At 55.9% G+C, this 18,186-nt stretch carries 18 protein-coding genes and 1 other annotated feature; of the genes, 7 read left to right on the forward strand and 11 right to left on the reverse strand.

Annotated features, from left to right (window positions below):
- Nucleotides 1–68: 68 nt before the first annotated feature.
- The 4 genes from HFD87_RS02965 to HFD87_RS02980 form a co-directional block, all read right to left on the reverse strand.
- On the reverse strand, nt 69–1,370 hold the full coding sequence (locus tag HFD87_RS02965; RefSeq protein WP_010255936.1) for an inosine/guanosine kinase: 1,302 nt from the start codon (nt 1,368–1,370) through the stop codon (nt 69–71).
- A 58-nt stretch (nt 1,371–1,428) separates the two neighbouring features.
- Entirely contained in the window at nt 1,429–2,388 is a 960-nt protein-coding gene (gene hemH / locus HFD87_RS02970; RefSeq protein ID WP_022626102.1) for a ferrochelatase, read from the reverse strand.
- Nucleotides 2,389–2,501: 113 nt separating this feature from the next.
- Nucleotides 2,502–3,146 (reverse strand): adenylate kinase, encoded by a 645-nt coding sequence (gene adk / locus HFD87_RS02975; RefSeq protein ID WP_122889127.1) that lies wholly within the window; start codon nt 3,144–3,146, stop codon nt 2,502–2,504.
- A 129-nt stretch (nt 3,147–3,275) separates the two neighbouring features.
- Nucleotides 3,276–4,136: a DUF6024 family protein gene (locus HFD87_RS02980; RefSeq protein ID WP_167422913.1), complete on the reverse strand. Its 861-nt coding sequence runs from the start codon at nt 4,134–4,136 to the stop codon at nt 3,276–3,278.
- Between the two features lie 186 nt (nt 4,137–4,322).
- Here HFD87_RS02980 and HFD87_RS02985 point away from each other — a divergent pair, with 186 nt between their 5' ends.
- Nucleotides 4,323–5,192, forward strand: coding sequence for a LysR substrate-binding domain-containing protein (locus HFD87_RS02985; protein WP_033785429.1), 870 nt, complete (start codon nt 4,323–4,325; stop codon nt 5,190–5,192).
- 82 nt (nt 5,193–5,274) lie between these two features.
- On the opposite strand, the gene htpG is transcribed toward HFD87_RS02985, so the two are convergent.
- The 6 genes from htpG to HFD87_RS03015 all read right to left on the reverse strand — a co-directional run bounded on the left by htpG (nt 5,275) and on the right by HFD87_RS03015 (nt 11,583).
- Nucleotides 5,275–7,149, reverse strand: a complete 1,875-nt coding sequence (gene htpG / locus HFD87_RS02990; protein WP_029519428.1) for a molecular chaperone HtpG — start codon at nt 7,147–7,149, stop codon at nt 5,275–5,277.
- 97 nt (nt 7,150–7,246) lie between these two features.
- Nucleotides 7,247–7,852, reverse strand: coding sequence for a recombination mediator RecR (gene recR / locus HFD87_RS02995; RefSeq protein ID WP_003850420.1), 606 nt, complete (start codon nt 7,850–7,852; stop codon nt 7,247–7,249).
- Complete coding sequence (locus HFD87_RS03000) at nt 7,852–8,184, reverse strand: YbaB/EbfC family nucleoid-associated protein (protein ID WP_003850423.1); 333 nt, start codon at nt 8,182–8,184, stop codon at nt 7,852–7,854. Before HFD87_RS03000 ends, recR begins: the two co-directional genes overlap by 1 nt.
- Before the next feature lie 55 nt (nt 8,185–8,239).
- On the reverse strand, nt 8,240–10,339 hold the full coding sequence (gene dnaX, locus HFD87_RS03005) for a DNA polymerase III subunit gamma/tau (protein WP_167422914.1): 2,100 nt from the start codon (nt 10,337–10,339) through the stop codon (nt 8,240–8,242).
- Nucleotides 8,837–8,898 (reverse strand) — a sequence feature (DnaX frameshifting element). Its footprint overlaps the gene before it by 62 nt.
- A gap of 158 nt (nt 10,340–10,497) precedes the next feature.
- The gene (apt, locus tag HFD87_RS03010) at nt 10,498–11,049 is read right to left on the reverse strand and encodes an adenine phosphoribosyltransferase (protein WP_010671221.1); all 552 of its coding nucleotides are present in this window, start codon (nt 11,047–11,049) and stop codon (nt 10,498–10,500) included.
- Nucleotides 11,050–11,193: 144 nt separating this feature from the next.
- Entirely contained in the window at nt 11,194–11,583 is a 390-nt protein-coding gene (locus HFD87_RS03015; protein WP_167422915.1) for a DUF454 family protein, read from the reverse strand.
- 57 nt (nt 11,584–11,640) lie between these two features.
- On the opposite strand from HFD87_RS03015, the gene priC reads away from it, so the two are divergent.
- Genes priC through rsmS form a run of 3 tightly spaced genes read left to right on the forward strand, consistent with a single transcriptional unit; the run spans nt 11,641 to nt 12,626 of the window.
- Nucleotides 11,641–12,162 (forward strand): primosomal replication protein PriC, encoded by a 522-nt coding sequence (gene priC, locus HFD87_RS03020; protein ID WP_010255912.1) that lies wholly within the window; start codon nt 11,641–11,643, stop codon nt 12,160–12,162.
- Between the two features lie 57 nt (nt 12,163–12,219).
- Nucleotides 12,220–12,465 (forward strand): membrane protein, encoded by a 246-nt coding sequence (locus HFD87_RS03025; protein WP_010255909.1) that lies wholly within the window; start codon nt 12,220–12,222, stop codon nt 12,463–12,465.
- An 8-nt stretch (nt 12,466–12,473) separates the two neighbouring features.
- On the forward strand, nt 12,474–12,626 hold the full coding sequence (gene rsmS, locus HFD87_RS03030) for a pleiotropic regulatory protein RsmS (protein ID WP_010255907.1): 153 nt from the start codon (nt 12,474–12,476) through the stop codon (nt 12,624–12,626).
- On the opposite strand, the gene acrR is transcribed toward rsmS, so the two are convergent.
- Nucleotides 12,623–13,261: a multidrug efflux transporter transcriptional repressor AcrR gene (acrR, locus tag HFD87_RS03035; RefSeq protein WP_010255906.1), complete on the reverse strand. Its 639-nt coding sequence runs from the start codon at nt 13,259–13,261 to the stop codon at nt 12,623–12,625. The two genes, rsmS and acrR, sit on opposite strands and share 4 nt — an antisense overlap.
- Nucleotides 13,262–13,403: 142 nt before the next feature.
- Between acrR and HFD87_RS03040 the strand changes: the two genes are divergently transcribed.
- From HFD87_RS03040 to HFD87_RS03050, 3 genes are all read left to right on the forward strand, one after another.
- Nucleotides 13,404–14,597, forward strand: a complete 1,194-nt coding sequence (locus HFD87_RS03040) for an efflux RND transporter periplasmic adaptor subunit (protein ID WP_010255904.1) — start codon at nt 13,404–13,406, stop codon at nt 14,595–14,597.
- Between the two features lie 16 nt (nt 14,598–14,613).
- Nucleotides 14,614–17,769 (forward strand): multidrug efflux RND transporter permease subunit AcrB, encoded by a 3,156-nt coding sequence (locus HFD87_RS03045; protein ID WP_010255902.1) that lies wholly within the window; start codon nt 14,614–14,616, stop codon nt 17,767–17,769.
- 162 nt (nt 17,770–17,931) lie between these two features.
- Complete coding sequence (locus HFD87_RS03050) at nt 17,932–18,186, forward strand: type B 50S ribosomal protein L31 (RefSeq protein WP_010671219.1); 255 nt, start codon at nt 17,932–17,934, stop codon at nt 18,184–18,186.

Raw genomic sequence — 18,186 nt, forward strand, 5'->3', positions numbered from 1 at the left:
CAGACGTTGCCAGTCTTCTAAGGCCCTTCTCTTCAGAAGGGCTTTTTTATGCGCGGCAGCTGCCAGCTTTACCGATCCCAGTAAGACTCTTCCAGACTGTCTTCCCGCTCCGGCAGACCGCGGGTCAGACGCGGCGAATGCTGATTCAGCACCTGGTAGCTGACGCGGTTGGCATATTTACATACCTGCGCCAGCGATGAGTAGGTCAGGTAAGGACGCGCATGTTTGCTGGAGTTCGGCACATTCAGGCTGTGATAGTTGTTGGCGGTGATGTCATGCAGTAACGCCGCCAGCGCACCATCTCCGGCGCCGTTGGTGTTCATGATCTTTTCCGGTCCGCCCATATAAGGCGCGATGTGCGAGAAAATGCGCAGCGGCTGCTGGCAATCCTGCTGGCGCATCACCCGGCTGAACTCATACTGGTTGAATTCAGCAATCGCGCCAGGCAGCAGCGGATGGTTGGTTTTGCGTTTGAACTCTTCTTCGGTGTAACCCGCCATATAGAGCCCAATCGGGCCAGCAGTACACAGCACCAAATCGACCCAGTCCAGCGCCATATTGGCGGCGAGCAGCGGATCGCTTTCGCCGGTCAGCGCCAGCGCTTCCTCTTCATTCATCGCCACGATGCTGACATGCTCGCGCAGGAAATCGCGCCAGAACTGAGGATTGTCGCCAATCACATGTTTGGTGCCCAGCGTCAGCACCACCGGCACGTTGTGGCGTTTGGCATACTCAATCGCCCGCAACGTTGCCTGTGGCATCGGTTCACCTTCGGCACAGCGCACCAGATAGGAGGTCAGTACCAGCGCAGAGGCTCCGGCGATCACCTCTTCCGGTACGTTATCCGGATGCAGCTGGTTCATCTGGCCGGGGCTGATAGCAAAGGTTCGCTCGCCATGTTCGCCAATCAGCGTAAAGCAGCGTCCAATGGCGCCATCCACGCCCTGCAGATAGTTAAGATCGACCCGGCTTGAGGTGTTACAGAGATAGCGATAGGCGTAGCCGCCAATCTGGATGTTATTGCACATGACGCCCAGCAGCACGGAGCGGTCATCGGCCAGCACCGAGAAATTATGCAGCGTGTTACCGATGGTGCCACCAGCAAACTGGTGGGTGATCAGCGCTTCCTGCATCAGCTCGTTGTACAACGCTTCCGCGACGGCATTATCGATAACCAGCGAGTGCCCGGCACTCAGGCCATAACGTGCGAGAAAAGCGTCATCGACTTTGGCTTCGATATCCACCAGCGTCTGGTCGATACCCACCACCCAGCTGCCTGCATCAACGTCGTGTTGGGCGGGCTGTAACAGGGGATCGCGTGCGCTGACAGGAAAGTAGTGTTTGGATTTGCGTTTGCCGGGAAATTTCATCGGGAGGTGCCGTCTGGAAAAACAGGCAGAGAATGATATCACACTCTCCGCCTGCGCTTTAACGGCGTGCGTCGACCAGTTGCACCATCATGTCGATATGCGCCTCATCGGCGTTCAGCGCAGGGATATACTCAAACTTCTCACCCCCGGCATGCATGAAGATTTCGCAGTTTTCACCACTGATCTCTTCCAGCGTCTCCAGGCAGTCTGACGAGAAGCCCGGGCTCATCACCTGAACATGTTTGATCCCTTTAGCGGGCAGGCTTTCCATGGTTTTGTCGGTGTAGGGCATCAGCCACGGCTCACGACCAAAACGCGACTGGAAGGTCATCATATACTGATCGTCACGCAGGCCCAGCGCTTTGACCAGGGCCGCCGTGGTATCCGCACAGCGCTGCGGGTAGTCATCGCCTTCGTTAGCAAAACGCTGCGGAATGCCGTGGAAGGATAACACCAGCAGATCGGGCTGACCGTGCCGCTCAAAGGATCGCTCCACCGTCGCTTTCAGCGCGGCGATATAGGCCGGATGTTCGGCGTAGTCGCGGATAAACTGCACATCAGGCAGCGAGCGGTAATCTTTGAATACCGCGGTCAGGCCATCCCACACTGCCGCCACGGTGGAGCAGGAGAATTGCGGATAGAGCGGCAGCACAATCAGGCGGGTCACGCCCTGCGCCATTAGCTTATCAACCGCGCTTTTCAGGCTGGGATTACCGTAGCTCATGCCCACCTCGACGGGCATATCGACCCGTGCCGCCAGCGCATCGCGCTGACGCATGCTGTAAACCAGCAGCGGTGAACCGCCTTCCATCCAGACCGATGAGTAGAGCTTAGAGACGCGCGGCGAGCGAAACGGCAGAATAACGGCATTGAGAACCGGCCACCAGAGCCAGCGCGGCGCATCGACCACGCGCGGATCGCTTAAAAACTGTTTCAGATAGCGTTTAACTGCAGGTGTGGTGGGCGCGTCTGGCGTACCTAAATTAACCAATAACACGCCGGCCTTATCTTGCCTCATTTGAGTTCCTTGATAACAACGGGGATGCGTGAAAACGGGGAAATTGTAGCGGAATTAGTGGGAGGTAAAAGCGATTACTGCAAAAGGGGCCAGTAATACCGGCCCCTGTGAACTTAGCCCAGGATCTTAGCCAGCTCGGCACTGACTTCGGTCACCTTACGGGTGCCGTCGATTTTGTGATAGGCAGTGTTGCCCACTTCCGCTTCTTTGCTGTAGTAAGCAATCAGCGGCGCGGTCATCTGATGATATTCCACCAGGCGCTTACGCACGGTCTCTTCCTGATCGTCTTTACGCATGGTCAGCTCTTCGCCAGTCACATCATCTTTGCCTTCCACTTTCGGTGGATTAAAAGTGACGTGATAAACGCGGCCTGATGGCGTGTGAACGCGACGGCCCACGATACGCTCAACGATCAGTTCATCCGGTACGGCGAACTCCAGCACGTGATCAACGGTGATCCCGGCCTCTTTCATTGCATCTGCCTGAGGAATGGTGCGCGGGAAACCGTCCAGCAGGAAACCGTTTTTGCAGTCTTCCTGGGTGATACGCTCTTTGACCAGCGCAATCACCAGCTCATCGGTCACCAGTTTGCCAGCATCCATAATGGCTTTCGCCTGGTTGCCCAGCTCGCTGCCTGCTTTTACTGCTGCACGCAACATGTCGCCGGTGGAGATTTGCGGAATGCCATACTTCTCCATGATGAATTGGGCCTGAGTCCCCTTACCTGCGCCCGGAGCTCCGAGCAGAATAATACGCATTGCGTAAATCCCCTTGCGAATCGCATTGATCTATCTTAGAAGCGAAAGAACATACCATTATGACCCGCTCATCACAAGGAAGGGCGCGGATCGCGCAGGGCGACCTGAGCTGCTTTTTGGCCCTGCCCCCTACCCGCCTGGCCTGCCGGACGCTTTTTCAGATTTACCGCCTGAGCCGAGCAGGAATTGCAGTCGTCGGCTCAGATGATGGGTCATATTCACGCTTTTTTTACCGCTGCCGCGCACGTTAGCATTCAGCAGCAGCCGCGCCTGCTGCGGCCATTTCACCACATCTTCCGCATCTGACAGCGATGTGATCACGGAGGCCGGGACATTAAAGCTGGCAAACGGCAAACCGGGCTGATGGCAGGAGTTCAGCGGCAGCGGGCCTGACAGGGAGAGCGCATCGACGGTGGCGGCATTATAAGGTCGCCAGTGCGGATCGTCGAAGCGGCGCAGTGCCTCATGCGTGGCGGTCAGGGTCAGCCCCTGTTCGAAAAGCCGCAGTTCGCTGCGCACCAGCGTACTGAAGTCATGTGTCCGCAACGCCACCAGCACCAGATCGCTGCAGATCTCAGCGTGGCGATCCAGTCGGGTGACAAACAGATGGGCTTCGTCGATCAGTTTCTGATGCAGTACGCTGGCAAAACTCTCGCTCGCCTCCGTCACGCCCTGGTTCTGGCAATCCCGCAGCGGACGCACGCGGCCATTGGGCAATTCGATATGCGGTACCAGCATGATGCTGCCTGCGATCAGCGGAACTGCTGGCAGGATGTTGAGTTCGGTTACCGGAAAGTGCGAGGCGTAACGGTGCTGATTGCGCGCCTGCTCCTGCCGCAGAAAGAGCTGAGAAAGAAGGACCTGCGCCACATGCAGCGAGGGCGCGAAGAAGAGATCGAACTGCTCCAGCCGGTAAAAACGTGAGAGCGCCAGGCGTAACCGATGGCGCGCCTCTGCTGAAGTTTCAGAGGATAAAGAGCGGTGTGCCATGGTTGTCTCGCTTCGGGGAGTGTGCGGCGTGAACGCTGGTTAAGCGAGGCGGAATACCCTGAAAAATCACAGATATAAGGCTGAGTCAACCCGCCAGAATTTGCCCTACAGAGTAGGTCAATGCGGCTGGACTTTAAAATGATATAAATTGACAATCCCTGTTAGATTTTTGCACAGGGGAAGAGGATGAACGGACTGCCGCCACTGAGAGCGCTGCACTATTTTCACCAGGCAGCCTTACACAGCAGTTTTAGCGTGGCGGCTGAACATCTGCATGTTACGCACAGCGCCATCAGCCATCAGATTCGCCAGCTGGAGAGCTGGATGGGCAAACCACTTTTTGTCCGCAGCCATGGCCGCGTGAAACTGACCTCACACGGTGAACGTCTGCTGCTGAGCTGTCAGCAGGCGTTCAGTGAGTTGCGCAGCAGCTGCGAAAGCATTCGTACCGGGCTGCTTCAGCAGATTCGGGTCTCCTGCGCCCCCAGCTTTTTGTCGCAATGGCTGATCCCCCGTATCGCCAGCTTTTATCAACGCTATCCGGAGATTGAAGTTCACTTCCAGCCGCTGACGCAGATCTCGCAACTGCGCAGCGAACATGTGGATGTGCTGATCCTCAGTCACGGCGAGCCACCTGAATCTGACATAGACGCCACGCTGGTCAGCGAGGATGAGATTGGACCGCTCTGCGCACCTCACTTTGCCTCGCAGCTGCGGGGCGGCGAGGATCTGGCCGCGATGCCCCTGCTGCATGCGGATACCCGGCTGCACGCCTGGTCAGAGTGGGCGGACAAAGCTGGGGTCAGCGGCCGTTTTAACGGCGGTAAGCATTTTGAGAGTCTGACACTGGGGATTCAGGCCGCACGAAGTGGTCTTGGCGTCCTGATGGCACCGCGTTTGCTGGTACGCAAAGAGCTGGAGGATGGCACGCTGCTTGCGCCGCTTGGCTTTGTACGCGTCGAGCGGGCCACATGGATGATGACAAAACAGAGCCGTCGGCACGATACGGAGATCAGCCTGTTTCGCGACTGGCTGCAGGATGCCGCAAAACCATAAAAAAAGCCGGTGAGGGTCACCGGCTTGATGCTGTGGCTTTATCAGCCGTCTGAGGCCGGTGAAAACCACCGGCCTGTTACCATTATGCGGTCAGCAACTGGTTCATGCGGCGGATAAACTGGTTAGGATCGTCCAGCGTGCCGCGCTCGGCCAGCAAGGCCTGATCCAGCAGCAGCTCAATCCACTCACCGAAGCGTGCTTCATCCTGCGTATCCGCAACACGTTTCACCAGCGGATGATCCGGGTTGATTTCGAACAGGTACTTCACTTCCGGCACTTCCTGTCCGGCCGCGGCAAACAGCTTCGCCATCTGCGTGGTCATCTCGTTGGCGTCGGTGGTGACAATCGCCGGAGTATCGGTCAGGCGATGCGTCAGACGCACCTCTTTCACGCGTTCGCCCAGCAGAGTTTTCACCCGCTCAACAAAAGGCTCCAGCGCTTTTTCCGCCTCTTTCTGCTCTTCGGTCTCTTCATCCGCCAGCTTGCTCAGCGATTCATCCGCTTTGCTGACTGACTGGAAGGTTTTACCATCGAACTCAGTGAGGTAGCTCATCATCCATTCGTCGATGCGATCGGAGAGCAGCAGCACCTCAATGCCTTTTTTGCGGAACAGTTCCAGATGCGGGCTGCTCTTCGCGGCGGCATAGCTGTCAGCGGTGATGTAGTAAATCTTCTCCTGACCTTCCACCATGCGGCTGACGTAATCTTCCAGCGAAATGGTCTGTGCTGAACCTTCGCTCTGGGTAGTGGCGAAACGCAGCAGCTTAGCGATCGTCTCCTGGTTAGCGTGATCTTCCGCCGGGCCCTCTTTCAGCACCAGACCAAACTCATTCCAGAAGGTCTGGTATTTCTCGTTGTCATCTTTCGCCAGTTTTTCCAGCATCTGCAGGGTACGCTTCGTCAGCGCGGCGCGCAGACTCTGGGTCACGCGGCTATCCTGCAGGATCTCACGGGAGACGTTCAGCGGCAGATCGTTGGAGTCAATCAGGCCACGCACAAAGCGCAGATAGTTCGGCATAAACTGCTCAGCGTCATCCATGATAAAGACGCGCTGTACGTAGAGTTTCAGGCCATGTTTCTGATCGCGGTTCCACATATCAAATGGCGCACGCGCCGGAATGTAGAGCAGGCTGGTATATTCCTGCTTACCTTCCACCCGATTGTGGCTCCAGGCGACCGGATCGCTGTAATCGTGGGCGATATGCTTGTAGAACTCGTTGTACTCTTCGTCGCTGATCTCAGATTTGTTGCGGGTCCACAGCGCCTGGGCTTTGTTAATCTTCTCCCAGTGTGTCCCTTCGCCTTCTTCATCTTTGCTTTCGATCTCAACCGGCAGCGCGATGTGATCGGAATATTTGCTGATGATGTTGCGCACGCGCCATGCATCCAGGAACTCATCCTCGCCTTCGCGCAGATGCAGGGTGATCTCGGTACCGCGATCGGCTTTCTCAATTTCAGCCAGGGTATATTCGCCCTCGCCTGCGGATTCCCAGAACACGCCTTCTTCGGCTGACGCGCCCGCGGCACGGGTACGCACCGTGACTTTATCAGCCACGATGAATGCAGAATAGAAACCGACACCGAACTGACCGATCAGCTGGCTATCTTTCGCCTGATCGGAGCCCAGGGATTCAAGGAAAGATTTGGTGCCTGACTTGGCGATAGTCCCGAGGTTCTCAATGACCTCATCGCGACGCATACCGATACCGTTGTCGCTGAGCGTAATGGTACGGTTGTCCTTATCAACAGAGAGACGAACGTGCAGTTCGCCATCACCTTCATACAGGCTGGAATCTGACAGGGCACGGAAGCGCAGTTTGTCTGCCGCATCCGAGGCGTTGGAGATCAGCTCACGCAGGAAAATTTCTTTGTTTGAATAGAGAGAATGGATCATCAGGTGCAGAAGTTGTTTTACTTCCGACTGAAAGCCACGGGTCTCTTGTCCTTTCATGGTCATTGCTACCTCAACAAAACAGGTTGAACAAACGTTGAGGTTGATGTGGGGGTGACAGGGAGATTTTCAAGCCGGTGTCTGTCACAACACCGGCAAGTGATTAAAATTTAAACTTCTGGCGGCCCGCCAGTGAATGGGACAGCGTGGTGCCATCAACCATCTCCAGCTCACCGCCCACCGGTACGCCGTGCGCGATACGGCTGGCGTCGACGCCATACTGACCACAGAGTTCCGCGATGTAGTTCGCGGTCGCCTCGCCTTCCACCGTTGGGTTGGTGGCGAGGATCACTTCCTGCAGGGTTTCACTCTCCAGTCGCTGCTCCAGACGATCCAGGCCAATATCAGCCGGACCGATGCCGTCGAGCGGCGAGAGATGTCCCATCAGCACAAAGTAGCGACCGCCAAACTGGCCGGTTTGCTCAATGGCGTGAATATCCGCCGGGCTTTCCACCACGCAGATTTGACCATTCTGCTGACGCCGTGGATTGGCGCAGATGGTGCAAATTTCCTGCTCGGTGAATGTCCGGCAATCGGCGCAGTGTCCGATCTCCGACATCGCCCGGGTCAGCGCCTGCGCCAGCCGCATGCCACCGCTGCGATCGCGCTGCAGCAGCTGGAACGCCATGCGCTGCGCCGACTTCGGCCCAACGCCAGGCAGACAGCGCAGCGACTCCATCAAAGATTCAAGCAGTGGACTGGTTTGCATCAGAACGGCATCTTAAAGCCTGGTGGCAGCTGCATGCCTGAAGAGACAGAAGCCATCTTCTCTTTCTGGGTTTCATCAATGCGACGTGCCGCATCGTTGAACGCGGCTGCAATCAGATCTTCCAGCATATCTTTGTCATCTTCCAGCAGGCTGGGATCGACTTCCACGCGACGGCAGTTGTGCGCGCCGTTAATGGTGACTTTTACCAGGCCAGCACCAGACTCACCGGTCACTTCAATCGCGGCAATCTCTTCCTGAACCTTGGCCATTTTGTCCTGCATCTGCTGGGCCTGTTTCATCAGGTTGCCCAATCCGCCTTTACCACCAAACATAGTTTTCTCTCTCAGCTGAGGCTACAACGCTATCGTTAAGATAGCAGCAGCGTGTTCAAACAGGTCGGATACTCTCCTCATCCAGATCGGCATCAAAAAAGCGCTGCAGCGTCTGGATGTGGGTATCACAGGTGATCGACTGACGCGCCTGCGCCAGTTTCTCTTCGTAAATGGCCTGACGCCATTCAAGTGGCGTCAACACCGATGAATTATCGTCTTCAACTACCGAGAGTTCAACTCTCTGCCCGGCATGCTGACTCAGCGCATCGCTTAATACCTGCTGCGCCGACGGTGAATTAAGGTGACGCTGGCTGCTACGCAAATGCAGGCAGACCCCAGTTTCGGTGGTCTCTTTCCAGGCATTTAACGCCAGCTGCTGCACCAGTTTCGGCAGCGGCAGGATCGCAATCTCTGCGGCCCAGGGATCGCGCTGCTGCGCTTCTTCGGCCAGACGCGCCGCCAGCTCAGGGGTTTTCTCATGCTCCAGCGCAGAACGCAAGGCCTTTGGCGTCGCCACCGGCTCCGCCACTTCCACCGGCTGATTAACCGCTTTCCAGCGGTACGCTTCCTCTTTTACCGGGGCGGCAGGCTCGCGATCGCGGATACGCTGCTGACTGCGCTCGGTGACCGAGGCCAGCCGCTCCAGCGCGGAGTTGGCCGGCCGCGCACCTGGCGCTGCCGGCTCACGCTTTTTTGGCTTGTTCGCTCCCTGACGCAACAACTGAGTGCGCGCCTGCAGGAGCTGACTGGTGGAACTGGAGAGTGCGGTGTCAGGTGCAACGTCAGGCGACGGCGAATGCTGCGGTGCAGCAGCGGGCGCGGCCATCTGCGGCTGAGCGGCAACCTGCTGCTGCGTCTGCTCCGGCACCTGCTGTTGAGTCTGCTGCGCGACGGGCGACGCGGTGTGCGACGGCGGCGTAGCGGCAGCAGGTGACGGTGAAGCTGGCTGTGCTGCCGGTTGCCGTGCTAACGGCGATGGCCCGGATGCTGCCGGTAACGTCTGCGCAGGGGCGACAGGCGCCGTCTGCTGAGTTAATGCGGGACGCGCAATGGGTTCAGCTACGGCAGCTTTAGGATGAAACGCCAATGCACGCAGCAGCGTCATCTCCACACCCATGCGACGATCGGGCGCAATCGGCAGATCCTTGCGGCCCATCAACAGAGTCTGATAATAGAGTTGCAGATCGGCGGGCGGCACCACGCGCGCCAGTTCACGCAAGCGAAGGGCGTTACTCTCATCATCGTCATTAAGCGAGGTCGGCAGCAGTTGCACCATCGCAATCTGGTGCAGCAGGCGCAGCATTTCTACCAGCAGCGCTTCCCATTCCACACCCCGTGACGCGGCCTGGCTCAACAGATTCATCACCTGCTGACCGTCACCGTCGACCAGCGCTTCCAGCAGCCCCAGCGGCTGTTCATCATCCAGCGTGCCGAGCATGATGCTGACCGTACTGCTGGTCACCGCGCCCTGCCCCATGGCGATGGCCTGGTCGGTAAGGCTCAGCGCATCGCGCATACTGCCATCGGCAGCCCGCGCCAGCAGTTGCAGCGCCCGGGTTTCACTCTCAATCTGTTCCTGCTTCAGAACATGCTCAAGCTGCTGACGGATTTGATCCACATCCAGCGCTTTGAGGTGAAACTGCAGGCAGCGCGAGAGAATGGTCACCGGCAGTTTCTGCGGATCGGTGGTCGCCAGCAGGAATTTAACGTGTGAAGGGGGCTCTTCCAGCGTCTTTAACAGCGCATTGAAGCTGTGACGCGACAGCATATGCACTTCATCGATCAGATAGACTTTGAAGCGGCCACGCGCCGGGGCGTACTGCACGTTGTCGAGCAGATCGCGGGTATCTTCAACTTTGGTACGCGATGCGGCGTCAATCTCAATCAGATCGACAAAGCGGCCCTGCTCAATTTCACGGCAGTTATCACACTGACCACAGGGGGTGGCAGTGATACCGGTTTCGCAGTTAAGGCCTTTGGCCAGCAGACGCGCAATAGTGGTTTTCCCTACTCCGCGGGTGCCGGAGAAGAGATAAGCATGATGGATGCGTCCCAGAGACAATCCATTCGCCAGCGCCGTCAGAACATGTTCCTGACCGACAACATCAGCAAAAGCCTGGGGACGCCATTTTCGCGCAAGTACCTGATAGCTCATGTGGAGTTCGACGAAGTTGGATGGAAAGATGAGCGCAGACGCTCTGCAACCCCTGTATAAGATTGCAGTAGTCTATCAGCTACGCTTTTGGCTGGCACTCGTTATCTTGACGCCGAAGGCGTGACGGCCTTGCCGGATGGCAAGGCCGAAAGAGTGGCTTAGTGGCCGGGGAATTTAACCAGGCTGTAGCTCTCAACGCCCATGGCATTAAGACGCGTTTCTCCGGTCAGATCGAACAGATTAATAATGAAAGCCGCGTCTTTAACTTCACCGCCTGCACGACGAATCAGTTTAACGGTCGCTTCAATCGTCCCGCCGGTCGCCAGCAGGTCGTCAACCACCAGCACCAGATCGCCTGGCTGGATGGCATCTTTGTGCAATTCCAGCTTATCGGTGCCGTACTCCAGCTCATAGGATTCGCTGTAGACTTCACGGGGCAGTTTGCCGGGCTTACGCACCGGAACAAAACCGACGCCGAGGCCTAACGCCACCGGTGCACCAAACAGGAAACCACGCGCTTCCGTCCCCACCACCTTAGTGATGCCTTTATTACGGTAACGCTCAACCAGCAGCGCAATCGACGCGGCATAGGCTTTGGGATCTTCCAGCAGGCTGGTGACATCGCGGAACAGGATGCCTGGCTTAGGATAATCGGGAATGCTTTTAATGCTGTTTTTAATGAATTCAAGCTGCTGCGCAGTGTCGGTCATAATGATACGCCTGGTAAAAAATTCTGTTTCGCGCAGCTTCAAAAGCGCTAATACCTGATAACAGGCTCAGCGGAAGTCAATTCACAAAGGGAAGCCACGCACGAAGACGCCCAAATCTAAGCAAATGACCGGCTAAATGCAACTTTATCGCGGCGGCGGCGGTGCGTCCGCTGCTTCTGCCACCACCGGAATACGCCACATAAACAGCAGCAGCGCCGCCAGCATGATCAGCAGCATGATGCGTACCCAGAGCTGATGCACCAGGAAGAGTGAGAGACTAAAGGTGGCGACTATCAGGCAGATAGCGCGTACTTTAGCCCCTGGCGGCATCGCGCAATGCTGCTGCCAGTGGCGCAGATAGCGGCCAAATGGCGATTTCCACAGCAGCCAGTGATGAAAACGCGGCGATGAACGGGCAAAACACCAGGCAGCCAGCAGCATGAATGGCGTGGTAGGTAATAAAGGTAATACAATGCCCAGCGTCCCCAGCACAATCGCCAGCCAGCCGAGGGTTAATAACAGAATGCGTTGCATGAATGCCGCCCAACTCTTTCCTCATCAGCGTACGTTAGCACAATTGAGCGTGACGCGATGAGTGCGATCGCCATACAACAGCGTCTGCAACAGCTCCTTATCGCCCTGCGGCAGGAACTCGCCTGCCATTCAGATGGGGTTTGCCGTCTGCCACGTTTTGACACTCAGCTGTTTCGCACCAAAGGTACGCGGCTGGCTGATTACCTGCTGGAAGTGGAACAGAATTTTGCCCGCCTGTGCGACAGCAGCCACGATCTGGCCCGCAGTGCGTGGCTGGCTGAACGCCTGGTCGATCAGATTGCCGCCCTGCAACGTGAGGCGAGTACGCAACAGCTGCGTACCCGACGCGAACAGCCCGTCAGGAACCCACGCGCCGCAAAATATCAGGAGTACCGTGAATTTGAGCGGCGTTTGCTGGCAATGATCGATCAGCGTGAGCAGAGACTGGCGCTGGCCGAAACGCTGGCGGTACAGCATCAGCTGAAACAGGATCTGGAAACGTTAGAGCAGCGACTGGCACGCTGTCGGCAGGCGATTCGCTCTGTCGAATGGGCCTCGTCGTTGCGCGGCAGCGAATAAAGCGCAGCGTGACAAAAGCGCTCCTATACTGGGTGTGATTCGGCGCGGAGAAGAACCATGGCTTTACTTGTGTGGCTGTTAAGCGGTTTACTGCTGGGGTTGCTGAAGCGCCTGCTGATGCCGGGACCACCGGGCGGCCTGGTTGCTACCCTGACGCTGTCGATGATCGGGGCTCTGATTGGCGGCTATATCGCCACCTATTTTGACCTGGGTACCCTGGCAACGCTGCATATTGGCGCACTGGGCATGGCGATTCTCGGTGCATTAGTGATGCTGCTGGTCGCGGCCCGACTACGTATTTAGGAGAAGAGATGTCACTGGAAAATGCCCCTGACGACGTCAAACTGGCAGTTGATCTGATTCAGCTACTGGAAGAGCATCAACTGCCGGTAGAAACCGTGCTCTCAGCGCTGGCCATGGTGCAGCGCGATTTCGAAAACAAGCGTGATCGCCCATCGGCTTAGTGGTGGGCAGTCAGCGTCGGACTGAGGCGCAGCATATCGATAAAGGCATTGACCAGCGTCGGCGCGTCTCCGGCTAAATCAAAACTGTCCGGCGCAAACAGCCAGCTTTCCATCATACCGTTGACGTAACCGCGCAGGATAAGAGCGGCCTGACGCGTGCTGAGACTGCCCGGAAGTTGTCCGGCTTCGATACACTGGCGCAGCACATCTTCAATTTTGTCGTAGCATTCCAGCAGTAAGCTCTGCTGCATATTCTTCAGCGCCGACATTTCGCCCACAAATTCACATTTGTGGAAAATGATCTCCATCAAGGCGCGGCGCTGCGGATCCTTTGCTGTCGCGTCAAAGATATAGACCAGCATCGCTCGCAACACAGAGAGTGGATCGCCAGGGTATTTTGTCTGATACTCAAGTTCCACATCGTCCAGACCAGCATCACAACGAAGCCATATTTCATGTAATACATCGGCTTTATTTTTGAAGTGCCAGTAGATGGCCCCTCGCGTGACGCTGGCAGCGGTTGCAATATCCGCCAGAGAAGTGGCTGAAACGCCCTGCTGCGAAAACAGAACAATGGCGGCATCAAGAATTTGATGTCGCGTTTCAAGTGCTTGCGCTTTGGTTTTTCGTGCCATAAGGGGCTTTTTTTACAAACAGGTAAGTTTACATACATTTGCGAATGTATGTACCATAGCATGACCTGCGACTTGACACAGCAATGGGTTTTTCAGTTTGTGATCCATTGACCAATTGATATCGGACACTAGAGGTTTATTTATGAATAAAATCAGAGGATTATCGCCTCTGGCGGCCGTCCTGATGCTATCAGGCAGCTTTTTGTTAACAGGATGTGACAACAATAAATCCGAACAAGCCGCCCAGCAACCGCCAGCAGTGGGGGTTGTAACACTGAAAACTGAACCCCTGAAAATCTCGACTGAATTACCTGGCCGCACCTCGGCATATCGTGTCGCCGAAGTCCGTCCGCAGGTTTCCGGTATCATTCTGAAGCGTAACTTTGTTGAAGGCAGCGATGTCAAAGCGGGTCAGTCTCTTTATCAGATCGATCCTGCTACCTATCAGGCCGCCTATGACAGCGCCAAAGGTGACTTAACTCAGGCGCAGGCCAATGCTCGCATCGCTCAGCTGACCGTCAAACGTTATAAGCCTTTACTCGGCACCAAATATATCAGTCAGCAGGATTACGACACCGCCGTTGCCACGGCCGCGCAAAACGATGCTGCGGTTCAGGTAGCAAAAGCCAATGTAGAAACGGCCCGCATTAACCTGGCTTATACCAAAGTCACCTCGCCTATCAGTGGCCGCATCGGCAAATCGTCAGTAACGGAAGGTGCGCTGGTACAAAACGCACAAACCACCGCCCTGGCCACTGTGCAGCAACTTGACCCGATGTATGTCGACGTTACCCAGTCGAGCGAAGATTTCATGCGCTTACGTTCAGAACTGGAGTCGGGTCAGCTGAAGCAGAACGATGGCAAAGCCAACGTGACCCTGCTGATGCAGAACGGCAACAGCTATCCACAGACAGGTACGCTGGAGTTCTCTGACGTTACCGTTGATGAAACCACGGGTTCTATCACCCTGCGCGCCATTGTCCCGAACCCGAACCATGCGCTGTTACCGGGTATGTTTGTTCGCGCTCGTCTGGATGAAGGTACCAATCCTAATGCGTTGCTGGTTCCGCAACAGGCGGTAGCCCGTACCCCAACGGGTCAGGCAACGGTCATGGTGGTAGGTGCAGATAACAAAGTAGAAGCTCGTCAGGTCACCACCTCTCAGGCGATTGGCGACAAGTGGTTAGTCACCGACGGTGTTAAAGCGGGTGAACGTGTGATCAGCACGGGTCTGCAGCGAGCCAAGCCGGGCGCACAGGTTACCCCACAAGAAGTCTCAGACGATGCGAAAGCGGCACCCGATTCAAAGCCGCAGTCTGACAAGTCATCGTCATAACAGGAGCCGTTGATTCATGGCTAAGTTCTTTATCGATCGGCCCATCTTTGCGTGGGTGCTCGCCATCATCATTATGCTGGTCGGTGCGCTATCGATTCTCAAACTTCCGATTGAGCAATATCCCAATGTTGCACCGCCGGCGATTGAGATTCAGGCCACCTACCCTGGTGCAGATGCTAAAACGCTGCAGGACTCGGTGACCCAGGTCATCGAACAAAATATGAACGGCATTGATGGACTGATGTATATGTCCTCAAGCAGCGACTCATCCGGTACGCTGACCCTGACGATCTCCTTTGAGTCAGGAACAGATGCCGATATCGCGCAGGTTCAGGTGCAGAACAAACTGCAGCTGGCGACGCCGCTGTTACCGCAGGAAGTACAGCAACAGGGGATTCAGGTTAAGAAATCTTCCAGTAGCTTCCTGATGGTAGCGGGCTTCATCAGCGACGATGACAATATGACGCAGAATGATATTTCTGACTTTATTTCATCGTCCATCAAAGACCCGATCAGCCGAACCAAAGGCGTGGGTGATACCCAGGTATTTGGTGCGCAGTACGCGATGCGTATCTGGATGGATCCGCACAAGCTGAACAACTACAACCTGACGCCGGTTGATGTTATCAGCGCCCTGAATACGCAGAACACCCAGGTTGCTGCCGGTCAGTTGGGCGGTACGCCTCCGGTTCCGGGACAGCAGCTTAACGCCTCGATCATTGCGCAAACCCGTCTCACCTCTACCGATGAATTCGGCAAAATCCTGCTGAAAGTGAATGAAGATGGTTCTCAGGTTCGTCTGCGTGATGTGGCAAGGATTGAACTTGGCGCGGAAAACTACGAAATCGTTGCCCGTTATAACGGCAAGCCTGCGTCCGGTATCGGTATCAAGCTGGCCACCGGTGCGAATGCGCTGGATACCGCCAATGCGGTGAAAGAAGAACTGGCCAAATTGCAGCCGACGTTCCCGGCCGGTTTGAAAGTGGTCTATCCGTATGACACCACGCCTTTCGTTAAAATCTCGATTTTCGAAGTGGTGAAAACGCTGATCGAAGCGATCGTGCTGGTGTTCCTGGTCATGTATCTGTTTCTGCAGAACTTCCGCGCCACGCTCATTCCTACCATCGCGGTCCCTGTGGTATTGCTGGGTACGTTTGCCGTTATCAGCGCTTTTGGCTATTCGATAAACACCCTGACGATGTTCGGGATGGTGCTGGCCATCGGCTTGCTGGTGGATGACGCCATCGTGGTGGTCGAGAACGTTGAGCGCGTAATGGCGGAAGAGGGATTACCGCCAAAAGAAGCGACTAAGCGTTCTATGGAGCAGATCCAGGGCGCACTGGTCGGTATCGCGCTGGTGCTGGCTGCCGTATTTATTCCGATGGCGTTCTTTGGTGGTTCGACCGGTGTTATCTACCGTCAGTTCTCCATCACTATCGTTTCGGCAATGGCGCTGTCGGTGCTGGTCGCCTTTATTCTGACGCCGGCACTCTGTGCCACCATGCTGAAACCGATTAAAAAAGGCGAGCACGGTAAAACCACCGGTTTCTTCGGCTGGTTCAACCGCATGTTCGACAAAAGCACTAACCACTATGTGGATGGTGTGGGTCACATGGTTCGCAGTACGGGTCGCTATATGGTGATCTATCTGGTGATCGTGGTCGGTATGGCGTTTCTGTTTGTGCGCCTGCCCTCTTCATTCTTACCGGAAGAGGATCAGGGTCTGCTGCTGGCTCAGGCGCAGCTGCCTGCTGGTGCAACCCAGGAGCGTACGCAGAAAGTGCTGGATCAGGTGACGGATTACTTCCTGACCCAGGAGAAAGACACGGTTAAATCGGTGTTTACCGTTAACGGCTTCGGCTTTGCCGGTCGTGGACAGAATACCGGTATCGCCTTCGTCAGTCTCAAGCCGTGGGATGAGCGTACCGGCAGCGACATGAAAGTACCGGCGATTGCTGGCCGCGCCATGCAGGCGCTGGGGGCGATCAAAGATGCAATGGTCATTCCTTTCAACCTGCCAGCCATTATTGAACTGGGTAACGCGACCGGCTTCGACTTTGAGCTGATCGACCAGAATAACCTTGGCCACGATAAGCTGACGGAAGCGCGTAATCAGCTGTTCGGCATGATTGCGCAGCATCCTGATACGCTGGTTGGCGTCCGTCCTAACGGGATGGAAGATACCCCGCAGTACAAGCTGACGATCGATCAAGAGAAAGCACAGGCGCTGGGCGTATCACTGAGTGATATCAACACCACGCTGGCGGCTTCCTGGGGCGGTTCCTACGTCAATGACTTCATTGACCGCGGTCGCGTGAAGAAAGTTTACGTCATGGGTAAAGCGGACGCCCGCATGCTGCCGGACGACATTGGTAAATGGTACGTGCGCAACAGCAGCGGAACCATGGTGCCCTTCTCTGCCTTCTCGTCAGCGAAATGGCAATATGGTTCACCGCGCCTTGAGCGTTACAACGGTCTGCCTGCGATGGAAATCCTGGGACAGGCTGCGCCAGGCAAAAGCTCGGGTGCGGCAATGGACCTGATGGAAGAGCTGGCCGCGAAACTGCCTGCCGGTATCGGCTATGACTGGACCGGCATGTCCTATCAGGAACGCTTGTCAGGTAACCAGGCCCCTGCGCTCTATGCCATCTCGCTGATTGTGGTCTTCCTGTGTCTCGCCGCACTGTACGAGAGCTGGTCGATTCCATTCTCGGTTATGCTGGTTGTCCCGCTCGGGGTCATTGGTGCACTGATCTTTACCACCCTGCGTGGCCTGAGTAATGACGTCTACTTCGTAGTGGGGTTACTGACAACCATCGGCCTCTCCACCAAGAACGCCATCCTTATCGTCGAATTTGCTAAAGATTTGATGGATAAAGAGGGTAAAGGGCTGATTGAAGCTGCGCTGGAAGCGTGCCGTATGCGTCTGCGTCCTATCCTGATGACGTCACTGGCGTTTATTCTCGGGGTACTGCCGCTGGCGATCAGTACCGGGGCCGGTTCCGGTTCGCAAAACGCCGTAGGTACCGGTGTTATCGGTGGTATGGTCACCGCGACCATACTGGCGATCTTCTTCGTTCCTGTGTTCTTTGTGGTGGTACGCCGCCGCTTTGGCAAGAAAAAAGAAGAATCAGCGAACAGTCATCCGGTTGAGCATAACCAGACTCACTAAGCTGTAAATCATCTGAGGCCGCGCAAGCGGCCTTTTTTTATGCCTGCGATTCTGCCCTTCTCCTTTCCTGTCCCCTTGCTTTTCCTGTCTCACGGACAGTTGCAATCCTGGCCTGTGCATCGCATAATATTGTTATAGTATAACATTACATAGGTGTGCATTATGAAAGCGAATATTCATCCTCACTATCGTCACGTGGTTTTCCATGACACATCGGCTGATGTCTGGTTCAAAATCGGATCAACCATCAAAACCGATCGCACCGTGGAGTTCGAAGGCGAAACGCTGCCCTACGTCACCCTGGATGTGTCGTCTGCCTCACATGTGTTTTACACCGGCAAACAGAAAGATTTTGCCAAAGAGGGCAGCACCGCGCGCTTTAACCAGCGTTTCGGGCGCTTTCTTGGAAAGAAATAG

It is taken from the genome of Pantoea sp. EKM21T (assembly GCF_011800405.1).
Classification (GTDB): domain Bacteria; phylum Pseudomonadota; class Gammaproteobacteria; order Enterobacterales; family Enterobacteriaceae; genus Pantoea; species Pantoea agglomerans.